Source organism: Dyella kyungheensis (assembly GCF_049913195.1).
In the GTDB taxonomy this organism is placed as follows: Bacteria; Pseudomonadota; Gammaproteobacteria; order Xanthomonadales; family Rhodanobacteraceae; genus Dyella; species Dyella kyungheensis.
Map to the genome: position 1 here is coordinate 1,818,280 of NZ_CP183983.1, position 24,082 is coordinate 1,842,361.

A 24,082-nucleotide genomic window follows, 5' to 3' on the forward strand; every position below is an offset into this window, starting at 1 on the left:
CGCTGTTCAGGTAACGGCTAAAGATCGAGCGGCAACCAGGTGCTGGCGCGAGCCGAACGCTCCCACACCTCATTGAAGTGCTGCATCAGCGGCGCCTGGGCGGCGCGATCGGCCAGTGCCGCCCGGCCGTCGGCGCGGCGCGCGTCGGGCTGAAACAGGTAGCCGCCCTGATCGGTGAGCAGATAGGACGAGGCATAGGCCAGATCCACTTCTTCCAGCGGCGTGCGCACTAGCACCACGCTGGACAGGCGCTGCGCCAGGGCGACCAGCCGGTGCTGGTCGCGCAGCGCATCGTCGGCCGCGTGCACGATCAGGCGGATTTCGGCGCCGCGCCCCGAGGTGGCGAGTCGCCGGAGCTCAGCCAGTTCCGCGATGCCGCCGTAGACATCGGCGGGCAGCGACGGCTGGTAGATGGCGATGCGTCGCCGCGCCTCGGTCAGCAGGCGGAGACGGGCGGCGGCCACTTCGCTGCGATCGCGCGCAGGCAGGCCCGGCGTGGCCGGATCCTCGCCTGCGTTCGGTGCACCGTCGTGGACCTCCCGTTCGCTCATCGGCGGCGCGGCTTGCGGGCGACCAGGTGGCCGTCGTTGACCAGCGCCAGCAGCAAGCCGAGTTCGGCGGCCGGCACCGACTTGCCTGGAATGATCTCGCGCGTGGCGCAGAGGCGTTCGGCCAGCTCCACTGTCGTGGGGTAGGGCTGTCCGTTGACGAACAGGGTGGCGCCTCGCTTGGCGCGGGCCCAGGCCATGCGCGCCCAGGGATGGCGAAGCAGCGCGGCACCGCCGTCGAGTTGCTTGCCCAGCGCGGCTTCGGTCAGTTCCTTTTCCGGTGGCACCGGTTGCTGGGCGCTGCGGTAGCGGGTGATGAAGCGGCCGAACCAGTCGGTGAGCGTGGCTTCGTCCAGTGCCGCGGCAAAGGGCAGGGCCTGTTTCAGGCGTGCCAGCGCCGCGCGGTCGATTTCGCCGGCCGACTTGGCCGGGGCGAGGTCGGGATCGGTATAGCGCAGCTCGTCGGGCAGGCGTTCGGCCAGGTAATCGGCGAGGTCACCGGTCAGCTCGGCCTGGGACGGCGCCCGCATGCCGACCGAGATGGTCAGGCACGGCCCGCCGAATGCGATGCCGTCGTGCGGCACGCCGGGCGGCAGATACAACATGTCGCCCGGTTCGAGCAGCCACTCGTAGTCCGGCTCGAAGACCTGGAGCTGCTTGAGCTCCACGTCCGGGCGGAAATTCTTGGGAGCGTCGGGGTTGGTGTCGATGGCCCAATGACGCTGGCCCAGGCCCTGCAACAGGAACACGTCGTACTGATCCACGTGCGCGCCCACGCCGCCGCCGGGTTCGGCATAGGAAATCATGATGTCGTCCAGGCGCCAGCTGGGCAGGAAGCGGAAGTCTTCCAGCAGCGCGGCCACGTCGGCATCCCACTTGTCCACGTCCTGCACCAGCAGGGTCCAGTTCTTGTCGGGGGTGCTGGCGAAGTCCTTTTCGGTCAGCGGACCGGACTTCACTTTCCAGCGGTCGCGGGCTTCGTCATGGATGATCAGGCGCGACAGCGCGGTTTCCTCCATCGCCAGGCCGGCCAGGTCGTTCGGCTCGATCGGCGAGACGAAGTCCGGGAAGGCCTGGCGGATCAGCAGCGGCCGCTTCTGCCAGTAATCGCGCAGGAACTGGGCGGGACTCATGCCCAGCGGCTGCTTGGCGCTGCCACGGACTTCGATGGGGAGGGAAGAGGTCTTGGTCATCCGCCCATTCTAAGCGAAGCCGATGACGGCGCCGTTGATCGCCGTCAGTAGGGCGCACCCGGGCTCTCGGGGGCGTCCATCCCGATGTCCGGGGCGGCGCCGTCGCAAGGAGAAATAAGCCCGTGGACATATGGTTATGCCAACACATCCTTTCCCATGACCTGAGCGGATGACTACTTTGGCTATCCAGATGTCTGGACGTCCAAAGGTGGACAGTGAACGCGGTCGTGGCAACGCAAACCGGACTGGCTTCCCTCGAGGGCGATAAGCTCTCCTCGCTGGAGCGGCTGGCCGACGGACTCGGCCCCGCCGAGCTCTACTGGATCGCCGCCTGGAGCGCGGCACGTGCCGACCAGCTGCAGCGCGGCACCGTTCCCGCGGCGACCGCCAAAGCGATCGGCGACCGGCTCACCATCCTCTACGGCAGCCAGACGGGACAGGCCAAGCGCATCGCCACGCAACTGAGCGCGCGTGCCGAAGCTGCCGGACTCGCCGTTCGACTGGTACGCGCCGACAGCTATCCCCAGCGGGATCTGGCCAAGGAAACCCACCTGGTGGTGGTGATCAGCACCCAGGGCGATGCCGAGCCGCCCGATGACGCACGCGGCCTGGTGGAGTTCATCCTGGGCAAGCGCGCGCCCCGTTTGCCGGGCCTGCGTTATGCGGTGCTGGGACTGGGCGATTCCAGCTATCCGGAGTTCTGTGCGATCGGCCGCCAGCTCGATGCACGCTTCGCCGAGCTCGGCGGCTCGCGGCTCGCCCCGTTGGGCGAGGCGGACGTGGATGTCGACGCCGTGGCGACGCCATGGACGGAACGCGCGTTCGAGCAGGCCAGACAGGCGCTGGGCACCACCCAGCCCGCACCACGCGTAACCACGCTGCAGCCGGTGCCCTCGCGCGTCACGCATCAACGGGACCGTCCGTTTGCGGCAGCGGTGCTGGACAACCAATCGATCGTGGCGCGCGATGCCGGTCGCGACGTGCGCCACCTGGAGCTGTCGCTGGAAGGTTCCGGCCTGCGCTATGAACCGGGTGATGCCGTGGGCGTGTGGCCACAGAACCCGGCCGCGCTGGTCGATCAATGGCTGGACCTGCTCAAGCTCGACGGCGAACAGGTCGTGTATCACGACGGCAAGGAATGGCCGTTGCGTCGCTGGCTGACCCACGAGCGTGAACTCACCCGGCTGAGCCGGCCGTTGATCGCCGCCGTGGCGGACGCGAGCGGCGACCAGGAACTCGCTGGTGTACTTCGTCCGGATCAATCCTCGCGCCTGACAGCACTGCTGGCGGACCTGCAACCCATCGATCTGTGGCGCCGTCATCCCGCCGCGTGGTCGGCGGACGAACTGGTCGCCGCACTGCGGCCGCAGACGCCACGGCTGTATTCGATCGCCTCCAGCCAGAAAGCGGTGGGCGACGAAGTGCACCTGACGGTGGCCGTGATCGATTATCTCGCGCACGGCCAACGTCACTGGGGCGCGGCGTCCTCGTTCCTTGCCGCATCGACGGACGAGCATCGCCTGCCGGTCTTCATCGAAGAAAACGAACGCTTCCGCTTGCCCAAGGACGACAGCCGCGACGTGATCATGATCGGGCCGGGCACGGGCGTGGCGCCGTTCCGCGCGTTCGTGCAGGAGCGCCGCGAAACGGCGGCGCGCGGACGCCACTGGCTGTTCTTCGGCAACCGCCATTTCAGCAGCGATTTCCTTTATCAGATCGAATGGCAGGCCGCGTTGCGCGACGGTTCGCTGGATCGGCTGGAGCTGGCGTTCTCGCGCGACGGCGAGGCCAAGGTCTATGTGCAGCAACGCATCCGAGAGCAGGCACGCGATCTCTACGCGTGGCTGCAGGAAGGTGCGCATCTGTATGTATGCGGCGACGCCAACCATATGGCCAAGGACGTGCATGCCGCCCTGATCGAGGTGGCCGTGACGCAGGGCGGCCAGTCGCACGAACAGGCCCGGGAATGGTTGTCCGGTCTTCTCCAGCAGGGCCGCTACGCCCGCGACGTGTACTGACATGAGCCCACCACTTTCCGACTTCGAGCGCATCAAGGCCGCCAGCCGGCAACTGCGCGGCACCATCGCCGAGGGCCTGCGCGATCCGGTGACCAACGCGATCAGCGACGACGACAACAAGCTGCTGAAATTCCACGGCAGCTACCAGCAGGACGATCGCGACTTGCGCGAGGAACGGCGCCGGCAGAAACTGGAGCCCGCGTATTCCTTCATGTTGCGCGCACGCCTGCCTTCCGGCGTGGTGACGCCAACGCAGTGGCTGGTGTTCGACAGCATTGCGCGCGACCATGCCAATGGCAGCCTGCGCATTACCACCCGCCAGACCTTCCAGTGGCACGGCATCATCAAGCGCAGGCTCAAGCCCACCATTGCCGCCATCCACGACGCGCTCGCCACCACCATCGCCTCGTGTGGCGATGTGGTGCGCAACGTGGTGAGCACGGCCAATCCGGTCGAATCGAGCGCGCATGCACTGGCCTACGAGTGGGCCACGCGGCTTTCGGAAGAACTGGCGCCGCGCACGCGCGCCTATCACGAGATCTGGCTCGACGGCGACGCGCTGGTCGGCGAACCCAAGGACGAGGAACCGCTGTACGGCCGCACCTATCTGCCGCGCAAGTTCAAGATCGGCCTGGCCATCCCTCCGCTCAACGACGTGGACGTGTTCGCCCAGGATCTCGGCCTCATCGCCATCGTCGAACAGGGTGAGCTGAAAGGCTTCAACGTCGCCATCGGCGGCGGCATGGGGGCGACGCACGGCGACCCAAGCACGTATCCGCGACTGGCCAGCGTGATCGGCTTCGTGACGCCGGAGCGGCTGCTCGCCGTGTCCGAAGCCATCGTGGCGGTGCAGCGCGACTGGGGCAATCGCAGCGAGCGCAAGCACGCGCGCCTGAAGTACACCATCGACCATCGCGGGCTGGATGCTTTCAAGGCCGAGCTGGAGCAACGCCTGGGTTTCGCGCTGGAGGGCGAGCGCGCCTATCGCTTCGAGCACAACGGCGATCGCTACGGTTGGATCGAAGGCGAGGACGGGCGCTGGCACCTCACGCTGCAGATCGAATCGGGCCGTCTGGCCGATGTGGGCGAGCGGCGCTGGCTTACTGGTCTGCGCGAGCTGGCCAGGATCCACGAGGGCGACTTCCGCCTCACCTGCAACCAGAACGTGATCGTCGCCAACGTGGGTGCTGGCCAGCGCGCGCGCATCGATGCCATCGTGGCCGCGCACGGGCTGGATGGCTATCGCACCGATAGCGGTATCCGGCGTCACGCCGTGGCCTGCGTGGCTTTGCCTACGTGCGGCCTGGCGATGGCGGAAAGCGAACGCTATCTGCCGGATCTGTTGCCTCGCCTGGAGACGCTGCTCGATGTGCATGGATTGCGCGAGGCGCCGATTCTGCTACGCCTTTCCGGTTGCCCCAACGGTTGCTCGCGCCCGTACCTGGGTGAGATCGCGCTGGTCGGCCGTGGCCCCGGCCGTTACGACTTGCGCCTGGGTGCGGATTTCCGCGGCCAGCGGCTCAATCAGCTGTATCGGGAGAACGTGGACGAACCGGCCATCCTCGATGCGCTGTCGCCGCTGTTTGCCCGTTATGCAGCGGAGCGCGTGATCGACGAAGGCTTCGGCGATTTCCTCCTGCGCACCGGCGTGATCGAAGCAGACACGCGGCGGATTCCCGCCGAGGTCGTGGCATGAAGCTGGCGCTGCTCGAGGATGCGCAGCACGACCCTCGGGCGCTGGATGAGTTGAACCGATGGCTGAGTCAGCTGGACGCGGAGCAACGCGTGATATGGGCGCTCGCCTATGCGCCGGGCACACACGTGCTGTCTTCCAGCTTCGGTGCGCAGGCGGCGGTGTCGCTGCATCTGTTGACGCGGCAACGGCCGGATCTTCCGGTGGTGCTGGTCGACACCGGCTATCTGTTCCCCGAGACCTATCGCTTCGTCGAGGAACTGCGTGACCGCCTCGCGTTGAATGTGCGCATTTACAGCGCGCACGAAAGCGCCGCCTGGCTGGAGGCAAGGGAAGGCCGCCTGTGGGAACAGGGCGTGGCGGGCATCGATCGCTACAACCAGCTGCGCAAGGTCGAGCCGATGCGGCGCGCGTTGGCGGAGCTTGGCGCGGGCTCCTGGTTTGCCGGCTTGCGCCGCAGCCAGGCGCGCACGCGCGCGGCCATTGAGTTTGCCGAGCGTCGTGATGGTCGCTGGAAATTCCATCCGATCGCGGACTGGACCGACCGCGACGTCGGTTTGTATCTGCACAAGCACGGCTTGCCGTACCACCCGCTGTGGGACCAGGGTTACATCTCCATCGGCGACGTGCACACCACGCATCGCTGGGAACCCGGCACGGATGCCGATGCCACCCGATTCTTTGGCTTGAAGCGCGAATGCGGGCTTCACGGCCTGGCTTGACCGAATACTCCAAGAACCATCCCGGCTCACGCCGGCCACCGCCCCGAAAAGAAGAATCACGCCATGAGCCCCAGTGCCCTTGCGCAGACTGCTGCTGCGCTTTCCGACGATGCATCGCCGTCGCTGATTCCACCGCACGGCGGCGTGCTGAAAGAGTTGTACCTGCCGGCCGATGAGGCCGCCCTTCTCAAGCAACGTAGCGCGGGCCTGCCCGGTATCGACCTGGACACCCGTCAGTTGTGCGATCTGGAACTGCTGCTCAATGGCGCGTTCTCTCCGCTGGAAGGGTTCCTGTCGCAGCGCGATTATGACCGCGTGGTCGCCGAATACCGACTGGCGGACGGCACGCTATGGCCGATACCGATCACGCTGGATGTCAGCGAGGCCTTCGCTGAACGGCTGGTGGTCGGCAGCGAGGTCGCACTGCGCGACGTGCAGGGCGTGCCGATCGCGGTGCTGGAAGTGGACGACATCTACCGCCCGGATCGTGAGCACGAAGCACAACAGGTCTTCGGCACGACGGACCGCGCGCATCCCGGTGTGGCCGAGCTGCTGGATCGCTATCGGCCGGTCAACCTCGGCGGGCGCGTGCGTGGCATCCAGCCGCCGTCGCACTACGACTTCACCACGCTGCGCGATACGCCGCGTGGCCTGCGCGAGTGGTTCGTGTCGCAGGGCTGGCATCGGATCGTCGCGTTCCAGACGCGCAATCCGATGCATCGCGCGCATCGCGAGTTGACCTTGCGCGCCGCGCAGCAGGTGGGCGCGAAATTGCTGCTGCAACCGTCGGTGGGTCGTACCAAGCCGGGCGACATCGACCACTACACTCGCGTGCGTTGCTATCAGGCATTGTTGCCGCAGTACCCGGCCAACAGTGCGCGTTTGTCGCTGCTGCCGCTGGCCATGCGCATGGGTGGACCGCGCGAGGCGCTGTGGCACGCGATCATCCGCAAGAACTTCGGCGCGAGTCACTTCATCGTGGGGCGCGATCATGCCGGCCCCGGCAACGACTCCAGCGGCAAGCCGTTCTACGGTCCGTTCGATGCGCAGCATCTGCTGGAGCGCCATCAGGACGAACTGGGCATCCGCATCGTGCCGTTCCCGGCCATGGTGTATGCGGCCAACCGCGACGCTTATCTTCCGTCGAACGAGATAGAGCCCAGCGACGAAGTGCGCGACATTTCGGGAACGCAGTTGCGTCGCCACCTGCAGGAAGGCAGCGAGATTCCCTCGTGGTTCTCCTTTCCGGAGGTGGAGAAGATCCTGCGTGAGAGGCATCCAGCGCAGGCTGCACGCGGTTTCGCCTTGTTCTTCACCGGTCTCTCCGGGGCGGGAAAGTCGACCATCGCGCAGGCTGTGGTCGCGCAGTTGCTGGAGCGCAGCAGCCGGGCGGTGACGGTGCTGGATGGCGATGAGGTGCGCAAGCACTTGTCGCGCGGTCTTGGTTTTTCGCGCGAGGATCGCGATGCGAACGTCACTCGTATCGGCTATGTGGCCAGTGAGATCGCCCGCCACGGTGGCGTGGCTGTTTGCGCGCCGATTGCGCCTTATGCGAATGCGCGTGCGGAGGCGCGGTCATTGGTGGAGGCGCATGGGGATTTCATCGAGATCCATGTGGCGACGGCGCTGGAGGTTTGCGAGGCGCGGGATCGCAAGGGGTTGTATGCGCAGGCGCGCGCGGGGGCGATTGCGCATTTCACGGGGATCAGTGATCCGTATGAGGAGCCGGTGCAGCCGGAGTTGCGGATCGATGGGAATGGAGGGGATCCGTTGGTGTTGGCGCGGCAGGTTGTTTCGTTGCTTGAGCAGCGAGGGTTGTTGCGCGGGTGAGTTTTGCTCGTCGTACCGGCGCAGGCCGGGGCGGTGACTTTCGGCTCGGTTGTCGCGATACGGCGACCTGGCTCGCCTGCCGCGGGCTTCCGTCCTCCTGCCGGAGGCCGGGTCACTTTCTCTTGCTTGCCCAAGAGAAAGTAACGGCGGTGTCAATCTAGAAGTGCATCATCGATCGCTTGGGCGAGATCATCGCGCCCCAGCGCACGCATGAACATCTCCGCCGGACAGTGGTAGTCGAGGGTGGCCCGCGGTCGCAGATTCATCTCCCGCGCAATCGCATCGAGTTTGCGTTGGCTATGCACCGACAGGTCGGTGCCTTTGGGGAGGTACTGACGCAGCAAACCGTTGGTGTTCTCGCAGATGCCGCGCTGCCAGGGACTGTGTGGATCGGCGAAGTAAATCGCCAGCCCCGTGCGTTTGGAGAGGGTCTTGTACAGCGCCATCTCCTTGCCCTGGTCATAGGTCAGCGTTTGGCGCAGCGTCGCCGGTAACGGACCGAACGCCCGGCTGAAGCCCTTGAGCGCATCCTCGGCCGCGCACCCTTCCATCTTCACCAGTTTCAGGAACAACGTGCGCCGATCCACCAGTACGCCCACCGACGACTGATTGCGCGCGCCTTTGAGGAAGTCGCCTTCCCAATGGCCCGGCAACAAGCGTTCATTGGCCTCCGGCGGGCGATCATGAATACTCGGCAGATCGTGCATGCGGCCACGCCGATTGGCGCCTTGGCCGCGTGGGCGACGCGCGCACTTGTGCTGGCGCAACAGCGCCACCAGCCCTCGCCGCAGTTCGCCGCGCGGAGCGGCATAGATCGCGGTGTAAATCGTCTCGTGGGACACGTGCTTGGCCGGTTCCTCAGGATGCTGTCGGCGCAGTGTGCGACTGACCTCTTGCGGTGACCAGCGCCGGGCCAACAAATGGCGCACCAGACGCCACAAGGCGCTCTCACGATGCAATTTACGCGGCCGGCGTGCCTGATGGGCCAAGCGTCGGGCCCGATGGCCGGCACGACAAGCGTCATAGCCGAGCGTCGGGCGCCCCAGACGAGGGCTGCCCGACGGCTCGCGGTGCCCGTTACGCGCCAGCTCCCGTGAGATCGTGCTGGGCGACCGGCCTAGCAGTATCGCCAGCTGCCGGGCGCTGTCCCCGCGTGCCTTGCCCACCATGATCGCGCCTCGCTCTTCGGCGCTTAGATGGTTGTAGTGCTGACCCATGCATCACCTCCAAAGGGCGTTGCACTTGATATTAGAGACCGCCAACCAAAGAGAAGGGCCCCCCGGATGACGCGCCTTCCGGGCCTGCGGCCCTCCAGGTGCGCGGGTGGGCTCCGGGGTTTTTCGACAGGGCATCCTGCCCTGGCGAAAAACTGGCCCGCATCCCTGCGGGCCACCCTTCGGGCTTTCCTCCACCCACCCGCCGCGTCATACGGGGACCCCAAGGGCCAAGAGCCGGAGCTAGGAGCCAGAGCTAGGAGCCAGAGCTAGGAGCCAGAGCTAGGAGCCAGAGCTAGGAGCCAGAGCTAGGAGCCAGGGGCTAGGGGCCAGAGCTGCAGGGCTACTGTGGGAGCGCACCCTGTGCGCGACAAACCTACGGAGCGATACATCCCGGCGTGGCTGTCGCGCACAGGGTGCGCTCCCACAGAAAACGTGCACATTGCTACACGGGCATGAGGGCCAAGGTCTTACTGCGCCTCGACCACCGGCTCCGCCAATTTCGCCGGCACGCGCCGGTCTCGCCAATGCGGCACACCTGGCCACTGCGACGTTCCCGTTCCTCCGGAAGCCAGCGCACGACTAACCGCCCGCCGTTCCAGATGCGGTGCAAACACGCCGATGAAATCCAGCGCGTACTCGCGCAGCACGCTTTCCCGCCGCAACACGATCCAGGTCGTGCAGGAGGCAAACAAATTGTCGGCGCCCAGTTCGCGCAGGTCGGTGTCGTGCTCGGGCTGATAAGCCATCTCGGCCAACACACCGATGCCCAGGCCTTCGCGCACGTACGTCTTGATCAAATCGGCGTCGCTCGCCGTCATCACGATCTGCGGATCGAGCCCGGCGCTCTGGAATGCGCGAATCAGCGAAGACTCCGGCTTCAACGAGGAGTCGTAGCTGATGATCGGATGGGCGGCGAGCTGTTCCAGCGTCGGCGCCTGCTTCTGCCGCGCGAGCGGGTGGCTCTTTGGCACCACGATGCTGCGGTTCCAGCGGTAGGCGGGCAGGGCGATGCCGTTTGGCGGCGGGGCACCGGCGGCGCTGCTGACGATGGCGAGATCGACCTGGCCGCCATCGAGCAACGAGATCACATCCGAATCGCTGACCGGCTGGAGATGCACGCTGACTTGCGGGTAGCTGCGGCTCAATACCGCCACGGCCGAGGGCAGCGCGAAACGCGCCTGCGTGTGGGTGGTGGCGATGCGCAGCGTGCCGCGCGATTCGTTGCGCAGGTTGGCCGCGATGGAACGGATGTTGGCCGCTTCGGCGAGGATGGTGCGTGCACGCTCGAGCACGTGCGTGCCGGCATGCGTGATGGCATGCAGGCTGCGTCCCTTGCGATGGAACAGCTGGAAGCCGAGTTCGTCTTCGAGCTGGCGCAGCAGTTTGCTCAGGCCCGGTTGCGTGGCGTGCACGCGCTCGGCGGCGAGTGTGATGTTCAGGCCGGCATCAGCGATGGCGACGAGGTAGCGAAGTTGGGTCAGCGTCATGGCTTGGGTTCCACAGGCAATCGAGAGAGAAGGGACTCGGTATCGCGCTGCGGATACATCGCGCGTGCTTGTCCGCCGGACCGTTGCGTTTGCAACAGGTCGGGGCGAGTGCCAGCGAATGGCGATGACGGTCCATGAATTACCGTAACAGGGAGATTGCAATTAGACGTCTATACAGCGGTTGTTGCGTTGCGTCAATACTTCGTCGTGCCGGTGGATCCGCTCGCCTTATAACGGCGGGGCATGTCTGGGGCCGCAGAAATCATTTGTGCGGCCAGGAATGCGTGCCTAGCGTGGGAGGCCTATCGCTGCATCTCACGGAGCATGAGGTTCGATGAAGCTCTACCCCCTGTTCGCCGATCTGTCCGGCCGCCCAGTGTTGGTGGTGGGCGGCGGTGTAGTGGGAGAGCGCAAGGCTGCGGCACTGCTGGAGGCCGGGGCGCAAGTTATCGTGGGCGCACCCGGGCTCACCCCTGCGCTGTGCACCTGGGTGCAGGGTGGGCGCGTGCAATGGCTGCGCGGCACCTTCGAGGAAAAGTGGCTCGATGGCGTGTGGCTGGTGATCGCGGCCACTTCCGATACCGGACTTCATCGCCAGATCGCCACGCTCGCCGAGGCGCGGCGTGTTTTCGTGAATGTCGTGGACGACGCGGAAGCGTCGAGTTTCCACGTGCCGGCGGTGATCGACCGTTCGCCCGTTACCATCGCGATTTCCAGCGGCGGCCACGCACCGATGCTGGCGCGATTGCTGCGCGAGCGGCTGGAAGTGGCGATTGATCCGGTCATCGGTTCCGTGGCCAGCTTGCTTGCGCAGATGCGCCAACGCATTCGTGCGCACCTGCCGGACGTCTCGCTGCGGCGACGCTTCTACGAGCGATTGCTGCATGGCCCGGTGCAAAGCCTGTTGCGCCGGGGGCAGTGGGCGTTGGCCGAAGCGTCGGCCGAGCGGCTGCTGGATGCCACCGAAACCACGCCGATGGGCTCGGTCGTGTTGCTGGGTGCCGGTCCGGGCGATCCGGGCCTGCTCACCCTGCGCGGTTTGCGCGCCCTGAACGAAGCGGATGTGATTCTTCATGATCGACTGGTCAGCGTGGAAGTACTTGCCTTGGCGCGACGCGATGCCGAGCGCATCGAAGTGGCCAAGCAGGCGGGCAATCATCACACCACGCAGATGCAGATCCATGCGCTGATGCTGGAGCATGCGGCGGCGGGACGCCGCGTGGTGCGCCTGAAAGGCGGCGATCCTTTCGTGTTCGGCAGGGGCGGCGAAGAGCTCGAGTTCCTGCGCAGCCACGCCATTCCCTACGAAGTGGTACCCGGTATCACGGCCGCGCTGGCGTGTGCCGCCTATGCCGGCGTGCCGCTCACGCATCGCGACCATGCGCAGTCGGTGCGACTGGTCACCGCGCATTGCCAGCATTCCATCGATACCCTCGACTGGCCGGCGCTGGCGCAGGAACGCCAGACGCTGGCGATCTACATGGGCGTAGGTGAGCTGCGGCTTATCCAGCGCAGGCTCATCGATCACGGGCGCGCGGCCGGCACGCCGTTCGCTCTCGTGGAAAGTGGCTCAAAAGTGGAACAACGCGTGGTGGCCGGCACGCTCGCCGAGCTGGCAGAGCAGGCGGAGCGGCATGCCGTGCGCTCGCCGGCATTGCTGATCGTCGGCGAGGTGGCCGGCCTCGCCACGAGCTTGTGGTGGTTCGGCAGCGCTCCGCTGGGCACCACAGCCTCGAGCAGTCCGGTGCTGGCAAACGCGGCGGCGGCTTGACACAACTTTTTCTCTTGCGGGTGCACCATCGCACCCTGTGCCTTTCATCCAAGCCGAGTCCCGGAGTCCTTTCATGATCTACGACAGCATCCTCGACACCATTGGCAACACGCCGATCGTGCGTATCCATCGCCTGGCGCCGAAGCATGTGACGCTGTATGCCAAGGTCGAGGCATTCAATCCGGCCGGCTCGGTCAAGGATCGCCTCGCCTACGCCATCATCATCGACGCCGAGCAGCGGGGTGTGCTCAAGCCGGGCCAGACGGTGGTGGAAGCCACCTCGGGCAATACCGGCGTGGCCTTGGCGGCAGTGTGCGCGGCGCGCGGCTATCCGTTCGTGGCGGTGATGTCCGATTCGTTTTCAATTGAGCGCCGCAAGCTGATGCGCGCCTACGGCGCCAAAGTCGTGCTCACGCCCGCTGCGGAGCGCGGCAGCGGCATGGTGCGCCGGGCGAAGGAGCTGGCCGACAAGCACGGCTGGTTCCTGGCCAGCCAGTTCGACAACCCGGCCAATCCCGCCTATCACCGCAACACCACGGCGCCGGAAATCCTGCGCGATTTCGCCGGCAAGCGACTGGACTACTTCGTCACCGGCTGGGGCACGGGCGGCACGCTCACCGGCGTGGGCGAGGTGCTGAAGGTGGCGCGTCCGGAAGTGAAGATCGTCGCCAGCGAACCCGCGGGTGCCGCCTTGCTTTCGGGCAAGGAGTGGCAGCCGCACAAGATCCAGGGTTGGACGCCGGATTTCGTGCCGGCCGTGCTCAACCGTTCGGTGGCCGATCAGATCCTGCTGATCGACGATGTGTTGGCACGCGACACGGCACGCGATTTGGCGCAGAAGGAGGGCATCTTCGTGGGCATTTCCGCGGGTGCGACGTTGGCCGCTGCGTTGCAGGTGGCGAAGGATGCGCCGGAGGGTGCGGTGTTGTTGGCGATGTTGCCGGATACCGGTGAGCGGTATTTGTCGACGTTCTTGTTCGAGGGGGTGAATGAGGGGTCGGACGAAGTCGAGTGAGTCTTGATCTCTGCCGTGCAGACGGTGTTCGCCCGGTGTTTCGTTTAGCCCGTCATCCCGGCGCAGGCCGGAGGCGCTTTTCAACAGCCGAATGGCTGGTCATCCAGTTTCGTCAGTCTTCGGTTGTCGCGTCATCGCGACCTGGATCGCCTGCCGCGGGCTTCCGTCCTCCTGCCGGAGGCCGGGTTACTTTCTCTTGCTTGCCCAAGAGAAAGTAACGGCGGTGTCAATCTAGAAGTGCATCATCGATCGCTTGGGCGAGATCATCGCGCCCCAGCGCACGCATGAACATCTCCGCCGGACAGTGGTAGTCGAGGGTGGCCCGCGGTCGCAGATTCATCTCCCGCGCAATCGCATCGAGTTTGCGTTGGCTATGCACCGACAGGTCGGTGCCTTTGGGGAGGTACTGACGCAGCAAACCGTTGGTGTTCTCGCAGATGCCGCGCTGCCAGGGACTGTGTGGATCGGCGAAGTAAATCGCCAGCCCCGTGCGTTTGGAGAGGGTCTTGTACAGCGCCATCTCCTTGCCCTGGTCATAGGTCAGCGTTTGACGCAGCGTCGCCGGTAACGGACCGAACGCCCGGCTGAAGCCCTTGAGCGCATCCTCGGCCGCGCACCCTTCCATCTTCACCAGTTTCAGGAACAACGTGCGCCGATCCACCAGTACGCCCACCGACGACTGATTGCGCGCGCCTTTGAGGAAGTCGCCTTCCCAATGGCCCGGCAACAAGCGTTCATTGGCCTCCGGCGGGCGATCATGAATACTCGGCAGATCGTGCATGCGGCCACGCCGATTGGCGCCTTGGCCGCGTGGGCGACGCGCGCACTTGTGCTGGCGCAACAGCGCCACCAGCCCTCGCCGCAGTTCGCCGCGCGGAGCGGCATAGATCGCGGTGTAAATCGTCTCGTGGGACACGTGCTTGGCCGGTTCCTCAGGATGCTGTCGGCGCAGTGTGCGGCTCACCTCTTGCGGTGACCAGCGGCGAGCCAACAGGTAGCGCACCAGACGCCACAAGGCACTCTCACGATGCAACTTACGCGGCCGACGCGCCTGATGGGCCAAGCGTCGGGCCCGATGGCCGGCACGACAAGCGTCATAGCCGAGCGTCGGGCGCCCCAGACGAGGGCTGCCCGACGGCTCGCGGTACCCGTTACGCGCCAGCTCCCGTGAGATCGTGCTGGGCGACCGGCCTAGCAGTATCGCCAGCTGCCGGGCGCTGTCCCCGCGTGCCTTGCCCACCATGATCGCGCCTCGCTCTTCGGCGCTTAGATGGTTGTAGTGCTGACCCATGCATCACCTCCAAAGGGCGTTGCACTTGATATTAGAGACCGCCAACCAAAGAGAAGGGCCCCCCGGATGACGCGCCTTCCGGGCTTCGCCCTCCAGGTGCGCGGGTGGGCTCCGGGGTTTTTCGACAGGGCATCCTGCCCTGGCGAAAAACTGGCCCGCATCCCTGCGGGCCACCCTGCGGGCTGATCCTCCACCCACCCGCCGCGTCATACGGGGACCCCAAGAGCCAAGAGCTAAAGCCAGAGCCAAGGCAAGAGCCAGAGCAAGAGCCAGAGCCAGAGCCAGAGCCAGAGCCAAGGCAAGAGCCGGAGCCAAGAGCTGTACGGCTACTGTGGGAGCGCACCTGTGCGCGACAAACCTACGGAGCGATACATCCCGGCGTGGCTGTCGCGCACAGGGTGCGCCCCCACAGGAAGGCTCGTACGTGAAAACCTGAAGGAGTGAAGCGATGCTCCGCTTTAAGTCCGTCCTCAGCGCCTTACTCGCGATGACGAACAGAAAAGCCTCAGCTCAGCGCCACCTTCCGCTGATGCATCTCCCACTCCTCAATCAACTTCCTCCCCACGCACGCCAGCGCATCAATGGCCGGCAGCAACTCACGCCCCAGCGGCGTGAGCGAGTATTCCGCCGAGGGCGGCGAGGTATCTAGCACGCGCCGTGTCACCAAGCCCCGCGTTTCCAGCTCACGCAACCGCGCACTCAGCACCCGCGCGGAAATCTTCGGCATGTCGTGGCGCAGCTCGCCGAACCGGCGGGGCTCGCCGCTCAGTTGCCAGATCACGTTCGGTGCCCAGGCGCCACGCAGCAGGCCCAGCACTTCGCTGAGCGGGCAGGTGGGTGGGGGGCAGACTTTGCTCTTGCGTAGCGGCAGGCCCATGAGGGTGTTCCTGAGAAGGGTCCGGTAACTCGGCGGTTACCGGATTTTAGAGGTTACCGGCGGTTAGGTGGTATCCAACAGTAACCATGATGGCTAGCATCGGTGGACTTCGCGAGCCCGGATCGCGTCGATTCCGCCCACCCCAATGGAGAACCACCATGAAGCTCTATTACGCCGCTGGCGCCTGCTCGCTCTCGCCGCACATCGTTGCCCTGGAAGCGGGCATTGCCGTGGAGCTGGAGAAGGTCGATACCAAGGCCAAGCGCACGGCAAGCGGCGAGGACTACTGGCAGATCAATCCGAAGGGTTACGTGCCGGCGCTGCAGCTCGACAACGGCGAGCTGCTCACTGAAGGCACGGCCATCGTGCAATACCTGGCCGACCTGAAACCCGAGAGCGGACTCGCACCCGCCAACGGCACCACCGCGCGCTACCGCTTGCAGGAAACGCTCGGCTACATCAATTCCGAGCTGCACAAGTCGTACACGCCCCTGTTCAAGCCCGACACGCCCGATGTCGTGCGTGACGAGCGCAAGGACTATCTGCGCAAGCGCTATGCCTTGCTGGACCAGCATCTGTCCAAGCATGACTGGCTGATCGGCGAGCAGTTCACCGCGGCCGATGCCTATCTCTTCACCGTGACGAACTGGGCGCAGCACGTGAGCCTGGACCTGTCGGATTTCCCGGCGATCCTCGCGTTCCAGCAGCGCGTGTCGTCGCGCCCGCAGGTGCAGTCGGCGTTGAAGGCGGAAGGATTGCTCAAGGCAGCCTGAAAAACGAAGGGCCGCGCATGTCCTGCGCGGCCCTCGTGATGCTTCGTTGAAAAGCGTTGGCGTCAGATGTCCTTGGCCAGCGGTTCGGCCAGGCCGATATAGCCGCCTGGCGTGAGGTCGAGCAGGCGCTGCTTGGCGTCCGCTGGCAACTCCAGGCCGGTGATGAAGGTGCGCATGGAATCCTTGGTGATGCCCTGGCCGCGGGTGAGCGCCTTGAGCTGCTCGTACGGTTCGGGCAGGCCGTAGCGGCGCATCACCGTCTGCACGGCTTCGGCCAGCACTTCCCAGCTCGCATCGAGGTCGGCGGCGAGGCGGTCGGCGTTCACGGTGAGTTTGCCCAGGCCCTTCTTCAGCGATTCCAGCGCCACCATGCTGTGGCCGAACGCGGTGCCGAGCGCACGCAGCACGGTGGAATCGGTGAGGTCGCGCTGCCAGCGGCTGATCGGCAGCTTTTCGGCGAAGTGGCCGAGCAGGGCGTTGGCGAGGCCGAAGTTGCCTTCGGCGTTTTCGAAATCGATCGGGTTGACCTTGTGCGGCATGGTCGAGGAACCCACTTCGCCGGCCTTCAGTGCCTGCTTGAAGTAGCCCAGCGAGATGTAGCCCCAGATGTCGCGCGCCAGGTCGATCAGGATGATGTTCGCGCGACGCACCACGTCGCAGTATTCGGCCACGCCGTCGTGCGGTTCGATCTGGGTGGTGTAGGCGTTGTAGTCGAGCCCCAGGCTTTCCACGAAACGCTGCGAGAAACCGCGCCAGTCGAGCGCCGGATAGGTGATGGCGTGGGCGTTGTAATTGCCCACGGCGCCGTTGATCTTGCCGGGAATCTCCACCGCAGCGAGCTGCTTGCGTTGACGCTCCAGGCGGGCGACGACGTTGGCCAGTTCCTTGCCCAGCGTGCTCGGCGACGCGGTCTGGCCGTGCGTGCGCGAAAGCATCGGCAGGCCAGCGTTGGCATGGGCCAGTTCGCGCAGCCTGGCGATGATGCCGTCGAACGCGGGCAACAGCACCTGCTCGCGCGCATCGCGCAGCATCAGCGCGTACGAGAGGTTGTTGATGTCTTCGCTGGTGCAGGCGAAATGCACGAATTCCTTGGCCTGCGCCAGGGACGCGTCGTTGCCGATGCGTTCCTTGATGAAGTACTCCACCGCTTTCACGTCATGGTTGGTGGTCGCTTCGATGGTCTTGATTCGCGCGCCGTCGTCGACGCTGAAATCGTTCGCGATGCGCTTGAGCGTGGCCACCTGTTCGGCGCTGAACGCCGGCAGTTCCACGATGCCCGGCTCCGCGCCCAGCGCCAGCAACCATTCGATTTCCACCTGCACGCGGCGATGCATGAGTCCGAATTCGCTGAAGATCGGGCGCAGCGTTTCGACCTTGCTGGCGTAGCGGCCGTCCAGCGGCGACAGGGCGGTCAGGGCATGGGAGGACATCGGGGGTGTTCCAGAGACGGGAAAGGAGCGATTTTACAACAGGGGCGGGGAGCGGCGAATTTGGGTGGCCTGACGCGCCCTGTATCGCTTGGTTGTGGCAATAGGGCGACCTGGCCCGCGTGCCGTGGGCTTCAGTCCGCCTTCCGGGCCTGGCCTCCTTCCAGGTGCGGAGGGAGCGACAGGGGCTCTTGCCCTGGCGACAACCGGCCGCCGTCCAAGCGGGCCGGCCCGCGGGCTTTCCTACGAGGCCAAAACGCGCCACCGGGCCCATCCCACCGAACCTCGACTGGCGCCCATCCCTCACTTTCCGCTATTTTTCCATCCTTTACGCCAACCGGCGCGACACGCCACCCCTTCGGGAGCCCGAGTGAGCATCAAATCCGACAAGTGGATCCGCCGCATGGCCGAGTCTCACGGCATGATCGAGCCGTTCGAGCCTGGCCAGGTCAAGACGCGCGACAACACCAGGCTGGTGTCGTACGGCACCTCCAGCTACGGCTACGACGTGCGCTGCGCGCGCGAGTTCAAGATCTTCACCAACATCAACTCCACCATTGTCGACCCGAAGGCGTTCGATCCCACCAGCTTCGTCGACATCGAGGCGGACGTGTGCATCATTCCGCCCAATTCGTTCGCGCTGGCGCGCACGGTCGAATACTTCCGCATTCCGCGCAAGGTGCTCACCATCTGCCTGGGCAAGAGCACGTACGCGCGCTGCGGCATCATCGTCAACGTGACCCCGCTGGAACCCGAGTGGGAGGGTCACGTGACGCTGGAGTTCTCCAATACCACGCCGCTGCCCGCCAAGATCTACGCCAACGAGGGCGTGGCGCAGATGCTGTTTCTCGAATCCGACGAGGAATGCGAGACCAGCTACAAGGATCGCGGCGGCAAATACCAGGGGCAGCAGGGCGTTACGCTACCGCGCACCTGAAAGCGGCGTTCGCAGTCCCTTGCGACCGTCGTCACGTTCACCTGAATGGTTGCCGTCCGGACTCGGTGCATGAGACCGGGGCGGCGCTACACTTCTTTCGTTCACTCGATGCATTGCAGGAGATTCCGCATGACCCGTTTTTCCACGCTGCTGACCCGTGCCGGCGCAGCCATCCTGCTGGGTAGCATGCTGGTGCTGGCCGGTTGTCACCGCGGCAGCGCCAAGGATGAAGTGCGCACCTCGGACATGAAGAGCCAGTTCGACGCGGTGATCCAGGCCTATAAGAGCGGCCAGTTCGTCGTCGACGGCGCCGTGCTCTCGGCGCTCGACACCGGCAGCCACTTTGCCTACCTCAAGGACCAGGGCAAGCTGCCCAAGACGGTGCTGCTCGAACCCAGCGACGATTCGAAGATCCGCAAGCAGCACCTGCAGTACATGGCCCGCCTGCAGATCGACTACGGCTTCACCGTGTACTACGACGACGGTGGCACGCTGAAGAAGATCAGCGTGGTCGATACCAAGGCACGCGACCTGGAAGACTACAAGGCGCCGCCGAAGGCCGCCGACGCACCGCCGCCGACGCAGCAGCACTACTGATCGATCGCCTGTCGAAAAAAGCCCGCGCATGTCGCGGGCTTTTTTTATGGGGGAGAACGCAGCCTCAGCATCCCGCGCAGCAAACCCCTCCGCCGCGATCTTGTGGGAGCGCCCTTGGGCGCGACGTGAGCGCATGGGCGCCTCGCTCCGTCAGGTTGTCGCGCCCAAGGGCGCTCCCACAGAAGAGTCCATCGCAAAGCCCGATTTTTTTATGGTCCGGACGCATCGAGCGCCGCGCGCAGGCGCTCGAGCAGGGCGGCGCGCGCCTGCTCGTCGTAGCGCGAGGCCGAACCGCTGCCCCACACGGGACCGGGCCATGCGGCGTCGCCTTCGCGACGTCCCACCACGTGCACATGCAGCTGACGCACGATATTGCCCAGCGCGCCCAGGTTGAGCTTGTCGAATGGGGCCAGCGCGCGCAGTGCCTGCGAGGCCAGCGTCACTTCGCGCCACAGCGCGGCTTGCTCATCCGGCGACAAATCGCAGATTTCGCTCATGCCGGCGCGTCGCGGCACCAGTACCAGCCACGGAAAACGCGTGTCGTCCATTAGCAGCACCTCGCACAGCGCCAGCGAGGCGACGTGCCGGGTGTCGTTTTGCAGCCGTGGGTCGAGTGCGAAGTCGCGGTCTGTCATGCGCCCTGCGCCAGATGCTGTTCGAAGAAGGCCAGCGTGCGCTGATAGGCGAGTTTCGCGCTGGCTTCGTCGTATTGCGGGCCCACGTCGCGGTTGAACGCGTGGCCGGCGGGGTAGGTGAAGACGTCCATTTGCGGCAGCATGTCGCGGTGTTTTTGCACTGCTTCCGGCGGAATGGACTTGTCCTGCTCGCCGAAGTGGAACATCACGGGGGCCCTGGGCTTTTCGCCCAGGAACTGCACGTTGCGCGCGCCGTAGTAGCTGACCGACGGCATGCCCAGGCGCAGCGCCGCCAGCAGCGCCACCGTGCCGCCCCAGCAATAACCCACGGTGCCGATGCGTCCCGCCGAGTTGATCGCCTCCGCCGCGCTGGCCACGTCTTCTACGGCGCGATCCAGGCCCAGTTCGGTGATCAGTGCCCGGCCGCGCTGCATGCCTTCGTCGTCGTACTGCAGCTCCAGGCCCGTTTCCAGGTGGTCGAAGAACGCTGGGGCAATGGCCGTGTAGCCGGCCTGGGCAAAGCCGTCGACCACGTGGCGGATATGCTCGGTGACGCCGAAGATCTCCTGGATCACCACGATACCGCCCTTGGGCTTGCCCTCGGGCTGGGCGAGATAGGCACCGATGCACTGCATCCGCGTGGTGTTGAGATTGATGTGCTGGCCCATGACGCTGCTCCTGAGGCGGCAAAAGCCAATTCTAGCCATTCAGCAAGTCAAGCCGGTGTGGCGGCCGGGTGTGCGATACAATCGCCCGTTTTCCGCATAGTTACGGTTCCCACGCCATGTCGCAGGTCTCGCCCAAAGTCGGTTTCGTCAGTCTTGGTTGCCCCAAGGCGCTGGTGGATTCCGAACGCATCCTCACCCAGCTCAAGGTCGAGGGCTACGAGATCGTGCCCAGTTATGGCGCGGCCGATGCCGTGGTGGTGAATACCTGCGGCTTCATCGATGCGGCTGTGCAGGAGTCGCTGGACGCGATTGGCGAAGCGCTGCACGAGAACGGCAAGGTGATCGTCACCGGTTGCCTGGGCAAGCGCTCGGAACTGATCCGCGAGGCGTATCCCGATGTGCTGGCCATTACCGGTCCGCAGGACTATGCGAGCGTGATGCAGGCCGTGCATGCGGCGCTGCCGCCCAAGCGCAATCCGCTGCTGGACATCATTCCGGACACGGGTGTGAAGCTCACGCCCAAGCACTATGCCTACCTGAAGATCTCCGAAGGCTGCAATCACCGCTGCAGCTTCTGCATCATCCCGTCGATGCGTGGCGACCTGGTGTCGCGTCCGGTCGATGAAGTGCTGCTGGAAGCCGAACGCCTGGTCAAGGGCGGCGTGAAGGAGCTGCTGGTGATCTCGCAGGACACCAGCGCCTACGGCGTGGACGTGAAGTACGCCGAGCGCCAGTGGCGCGACAAGAGCTACCGCACGCGCATGACCGAGCTGTGCGAAGGCCTGTCGGAACTGGGCGTGTGGACGCGACTGCACTACGTCTATCCGTATCCGCACGTGGACGAAGTGATGCCGTTGATGGCGGAAGGAAAAATCCTGCCGTACCTCGACATCCCGTTCCAGCACGCCAGCCCGCGCATCCTCAAGCTGATGAAGCGCCCGGGCAATATCGACAAGACGCTGGAGCGCATCCGCAACTGGCGCAAGGTCGTGCCCGACCTCACCATCCGCAGCACCTTCATCGTCGGCTTCCCCGGCGAGACCGATGCGGAGTTCGAAGAGCTGCTCGACTTCCTGCGCGAAGCCGAACTCGACCGCGTCGGTGCGTTCGCCTATTCGCCGGTGGACGGCGCCAAGGCCAACGAGCTGCCGGGTGCGGTGTCCGAGGAACTGAAGGAAGATCGCCTGGAGCAGTTCATGGCGGTGCAGGCGGAAATTTCCGCGGCCAAACTGCAGCGCAAGATCGGCCGCACGATGAAGGTGCTGGTCGACGAGGCGGGCGCGAATGGCGCCGTCGCGCGCTCGGCCGCCGATGCGCCGGAAATCGATGGCGTGGTGCACATCGCCAACGGCCAGCTGCTCAAGGCGGGCCAGTTCGTCGACGTGGTGATCGAAGACGCCGACGAGCACGACCTGCACGCCCGTCTGGCCGGTTGATCGCGGTGGCGTGATGCGTTACGTCGCGCCGCTTCGCGAAGACGTCGATCCAGTGGTTTTTACGCGCTGGCCGCTGCGCGGCTGGCTCGGGCACGCCGCGTGGATACAAGGTGCGAATTGGCCTGGTATCGACGAACTCAACACCGCACGGCCCACCGGTCAGCACGAGCGCTTTGTCGCGCAAACGCCGGCGCTGCTGGACGACGGCCTTCACTACGAACAACGCATTGCCACGCGTGGCGAAATCGCCACGCGCGAAGCGAACTGGCACGACCTGTTCAATGCCATGGCCTGGCTGCGTTATCCAACGCTCAAGCGGGCGCTCAATACGCAGCAGATGACCGAGATCGCGAGCATGGGCACGCGGGAGCGCTCGCGTGCCCAGTACGCCATGACGCATTTCGACGAGGCGGGCGTGGTGGTGACGCTGCGCCATCGTGGCTTGCTCGAGCTGTGGGACGCACACGACTGGTACGGCCTGTTCTGGCGCGAACGAAACGCGTGGCGGGAGGGGCGGGCAACCGTCCAGGTCTTTGGCCATGCCTTGCTCGAGCATGCCCTGACGCCGGCCAAGCTGCTGGTCGGCAAGGCGCTGGTGGTGATGGGCGACCATACGCAGGACGAAGCGATCGCGGCCTGCGCCGATGGCATCGCCTCGGGGCGCTTGCTGCGCGATCCGCTGGATCTGCGCCCGCTGCCGTTGTCCGGCCTGCCGGGATGGCGTGCCGAGAGCGACACCGAGCCGTTCCACCGGCATGCCGAGTGCTACCAGCCGCGCCGCGAAGGGCGAGCGTACCCGCCACCGATCGGACTCTGATCTTCACGTCCGGCCCCCGGCAACAAATTGCGACGGCGCGACAATCGCGCTACAAGGAGATGCAGCGGGGCTGGGGAGTTGGCATGGTTATGGCGGGTGGGATGCGCCGTGGATGGGGAGCGGGATGGTGGTGGCGAGCCGTGTGGACGGCTGGGCTGCTGCTGCCCGCCGTTCCGGTGCGCGCCGACGAAGTGGTGAAGGCGGGAGCCGATCCGGCCATCCATTTCGGCATCCTTCCGATCGGCAGCGCGTCCGAATCGCGCGAGCAGTGGCGTCCGCTGCTGGAGGATCTGGAGCGCAAGCTCGGTCACTCGGTCACCACCGTGTCCGTGAGCAGCTATGCGGGTCTTTCCGGCGCCATTGGCGACCAGCGTGTCGACATCGCGTTCCTGTCGGGCCGGCTCGCCATTGAAGCGGTGGAGCATCAGCACATGAGCGTGGTTGCGCAATTCGTGCGCGCGGACGGCGTGAAGGGCAATACGGCGATGCTCATCGTGCGTGCCGACAGTCCGATCCATTCGCTCAAGGACCTGCTGGCCAAACCCGGTCGCTGGCGTTATGCGCGGGGCGAACCCCTGTCGGTCACCGGTTATGTGGCACCGGAGGCCGAGGTGTTCGCGCCGAAGGGACTCAATTCCGATACCTTCTTCGCCCACGTGCGCGTGGGCAACCACCAGAACAACGCGCTTGCCGTCGCCAATGGCGAAGTGGACGTGGCGACCTGCAACAACCCGGACTTCGATCTGTTCCGGCGCAATTTCCCCTCCGAAGCCGCGCAACTGCGCGTGATCTGGCGCTCCACGCTGATTCCCTCCGGCGTGCTGGTCGTACGCAATGGCATGAGCGAGCCGTTGCGCAGCCAGCTGATCGCCTTCATGCGCGGCTACGGGCAGGCGCCTGGCGCGGCCGGCGAGCGCGAGCGCGCCAATCTGGCGCGCATTCCCGACCTGGCCGGTTTCGCCAAGGCCGACAACGCCGTGCTGCGTCCCTTCATCGACATGGAATTTCGCCTGAAACGCGAGCAGGTCGTGCACGGCCGCTGGGTCAACGAGCAGGCGAAGAGCGCGCGGCTCAAGCAGATCGACGTGGACTATCAGCTTGCCTTGAAGCAACTTCTGCGCGACTGAGCT

General features: G+C 65.5%; 21 protein-coding genes. 12 read left to right on the top strand and 9 right to left on the bottom strand.

Annotated features, from left to right (window positions below; genetic code table 11):
- Positions 1-17: 17 nt before the first annotated feature.
- Positions 18-551 (bottom strand): hypothetical protein, encoded by a 534-nt coding sequence (locus ACN9MB_RS08030; RefSeq protein ID WP_426271422.1) that lies wholly within the window; start codon positions 549-551, stop codon positions 18-20.
- Positions 548-1,741 carry a JmjC domain-containing protein gene (locus ACN9MB_RS08035; protein WP_426271423.1) on the bottom strand — a complete coding sequence of 398 codons (1,194 nt, stop codon included), beginning with the start codon at positions 1,739-1,741 and terminating at the stop codon, positions 548-550. The genes ACN9MB_RS08030 and ACN9MB_RS08035 overlap by 4 nt, the downstream gene beginning before the upstream one ends.
- A gap of 215 nt (positions 1,742-1,956) precedes the next feature.
- Here ACN9MB_RS08035 and ACN9MB_RS08040 point away from each other — a divergent pair, with 215 nt between their 5' ends.
- The 4 genes from ACN9MB_RS08040 (at position 1,957) to ACN9MB_RS08055 (ending at position 8,004) form a co-directional block, all read left to right on the top strand.
- Positions 1,957-3,759, top strand: coding sequence for an assimilatory sulfite reductase (NADPH) flavoprotein subunit (locus tag ACN9MB_RS08040; protein WP_426271424.1), 1,803 nt, complete (start codon positions 1,957-1,959; stop codon positions 3,757-3,759).
- Between the two features lies 1 nt (position 3,760).
- Positions 3,761-5,455: an assimilatory sulfite reductase (NADPH) hemoprotein subunit gene (gene cysI / locus ACN9MB_RS08045; RefSeq protein WP_426271425.1), complete on the top strand. Its 1,695-nt coding sequence runs from the start codon at positions 3,761-3,763 to the stop codon at positions 5,453-5,455.
- Positions 5,452-6,174: a phosphoadenylyl-sulfate reductase gene (locus ACN9MB_RS08050; RefSeq protein ID WP_426271426.1), complete on the top strand. Its 723-nt coding sequence runs from the start codon at positions 5,452-5,454 to the stop codon at positions 6,172-6,174. Before cysI ends, ACN9MB_RS08050 begins: the two co-directional genes overlap by 4 nt.
- A 63-nt stretch (positions 6,175-6,237) precedes the next feature.
- Positions 6,238-8,004, top strand: a complete 1,767-nt coding sequence (locus ACN9MB_RS08055; protein WP_426271427.1) for a bifunctional sulfate adenylyltransferase/adenylylsulfate kinase — start codon at positions 6,238-6,240, stop codon at positions 8,002-8,004.
- Positions 8,005-8,156: 152 nt separating this feature from the next.
- On the opposite strand, the gene ACN9MB_RS08060 is transcribed toward ACN9MB_RS08055, so the two are convergent.
- Together ACN9MB_RS08060 and ACN9MB_RS08065 are read right to left on the bottom strand one after the other, a co-directional pair.
- A complete protein-coding gene (locus ACN9MB_RS08060; RefSeq protein ID WP_426271428.1) occupies positions 8,157-9,221 on the bottom strand; it encodes an IS30 family transposase in 1,065 nt (354 codons plus the stop codon).
- 467 nt (positions 9,222-9,688) lie between these two features.
- Entirely contained in the window at positions 9,689-10,708 is a 1,020-nt protein-coding gene (locus tag ACN9MB_RS08065) for a LysR substrate-binding domain-containing protein (protein ID WP_204636213.1), read from the bottom strand.
- A 334-nt stretch (positions 10,709-11,042) separates the two neighbouring features.
- Between ACN9MB_RS08065 and cysG the strand changes: the two genes are divergently transcribed.
- A complete protein-coding gene (cysG, locus tag ACN9MB_RS08070) occupies positions 11,043-12,479 on the top strand; it encodes a siroheme synthase CysG (protein ID WP_426271429.1) in 1,437 nt (478 codons plus the stop codon).
- Between the two features lie 73 nt (positions 12,480-12,552).
- On the top strand, positions 12,553-13,494 hold the full coding sequence (gene cysK / locus ACN9MB_RS08075) for a cysteine synthase A (RefSeq protein ID WP_204636215.1): 942 nt from the start codon (positions 12,553-12,555) through the stop codon (positions 13,492-13,494).
- Between the two features lie 226 nt (positions 13,495-13,720).
- On the opposite strand, the gene ACN9MB_RS08080 is transcribed toward cysK, so the two are convergent.
- Both ACN9MB_RS08080 and ACN9MB_RS08085 read right to left on the bottom strand, forming a co-directional pair.
- Entirely contained in the window at positions 13,721-14,785 is a 1,065-nt protein-coding gene (locus ACN9MB_RS08080; RefSeq protein WP_426269953.1) for an IS30 family transposase, read from the bottom strand.
- A 505-nt stretch (positions 14,786-15,290) separates the two neighbouring features.
- Positions 15,291-15,662 (bottom strand): winged helix-turn-helix transcriptional regulator, encoded by a 372-nt coding sequence (locus ACN9MB_RS08085; protein ID WP_426271430.1) that lies wholly within the window; start codon positions 15,660-15,662, stop codon positions 15,291-15,293.
- A 158-nt stretch (positions 15,663-15,820) separates the two neighbouring features.
- Here ACN9MB_RS08085 and gstA point away from each other — a divergent pair, with 158 nt between their 5' ends.
- Positions 15,821-16,435: a glutathione transferase GstA gene (gstA, locus tag ACN9MB_RS08090; protein ID WP_426271431.1), complete on the top strand. Its 615-nt coding sequence runs from the start codon at positions 15,821-15,823 to the stop codon at positions 16,433-16,435.
- 62 nt (positions 16,436-16,497) lie between these two features.
- Here the strand turns inward: gstA and purB are convergent, their stop codons facing one another.
- Entirely contained in the window at positions 16,498-17,865 is a 1,368-nt protein-coding gene (gene purB / locus ACN9MB_RS08095; protein WP_426271432.1) for an adenylosuccinate lyase, read from the bottom strand.
- 367 nt (positions 17,866-18,232) lie between these two features.
- Here purB and dcd point away from each other — a divergent pair, with 367 nt between their 5' ends.
- Both dcd and ACN9MB_RS08105 read left to right on the top strand, forming a co-directional pair.
- Positions 18,233-18,799: a dCTP deaminase gene (gene dcd, locus ACN9MB_RS08100; RefSeq protein WP_204635484.1), complete on the top strand. Its 567-nt coding sequence runs from the start codon at positions 18,233-18,235 to the stop codon at positions 18,797-18,799.
- A gap of 129 nt (positions 18,800-18,928) precedes the next feature.
- Positions 18,929-19,396 carry a hypothetical protein gene (locus ACN9MB_RS08105; protein WP_204635485.1) on the top strand — a complete coding sequence of 156 codons (468 nt, stop codon included), beginning with the start codon at positions 18,929-18,931 and terminating at the stop codon, positions 19,394-19,396.
- A 209-nt stretch (positions 19,397-19,605) separates the two neighbouring features.
- Here ACN9MB_RS08105 and ACN9MB_RS08110 read toward each other — a convergent pair whose 3' ends face one another.
- Positions 19,606-20,031: an HIT domain-containing protein gene (locus ACN9MB_RS08110; protein ID WP_426271433.1), complete on the bottom strand. Its 426-nt coding sequence runs from the start codon at positions 20,029-20,031 to the stop codon at positions 19,606-19,608.
- Entirely contained in the window at positions 20,028-20,699 is a 672-nt protein-coding gene (locus ACN9MB_RS08115; protein WP_204635487.1) for a dienelactone hydrolase family protein, read from the bottom strand. Before ACN9MB_RS08115 ends, ACN9MB_RS08110 begins: the two co-directional genes overlap by 4 nt.
- 116 nt (positions 20,700-20,815) lie before the next feature.
- Between ACN9MB_RS08115 and rimO the strand changes: the two genes are divergently transcribed.
- The 3 genes from rimO (at position 20,816) to phnD (ending at position 24,079) form a co-directional block, all read left to right on the top strand.
- Complete coding sequence (rimO, locus tag ACN9MB_RS08120) at positions 20,816-22,135, top strand: 30S ribosomal protein S12 methylthiotransferase RimO (protein WP_204635488.1); 1,320 nt, start codon at positions 20,816-20,818, stop codon at positions 22,133-22,135.
- 13 nt (positions 22,136-22,148) lie between these two features.
- Positions 22,149-22,952 carry a DUF3025 domain-containing protein gene (locus ACN9MB_RS08125; RefSeq protein ID WP_426271434.1) on the top strand — a complete coding sequence of 268 codons (804 nt, stop codon included), beginning with the start codon at positions 22,149-22,151 and terminating at the stop codon, positions 22,950-22,952.
- 101 nt (positions 22,953-23,053) lie between these two features.
- Positions 23,054-24,079, top strand: coding sequence for a phosphate/phosphite/phosphonate ABC transporter substrate-binding protein (gene phnD, locus ACN9MB_RS08130; protein WP_204635489.1), 1,026 nt, complete (start codon positions 23,054-23,056; stop codon positions 24,077-24,079).
- Positions 24,080-24,082 lie beyond the last annotated feature (3 nt).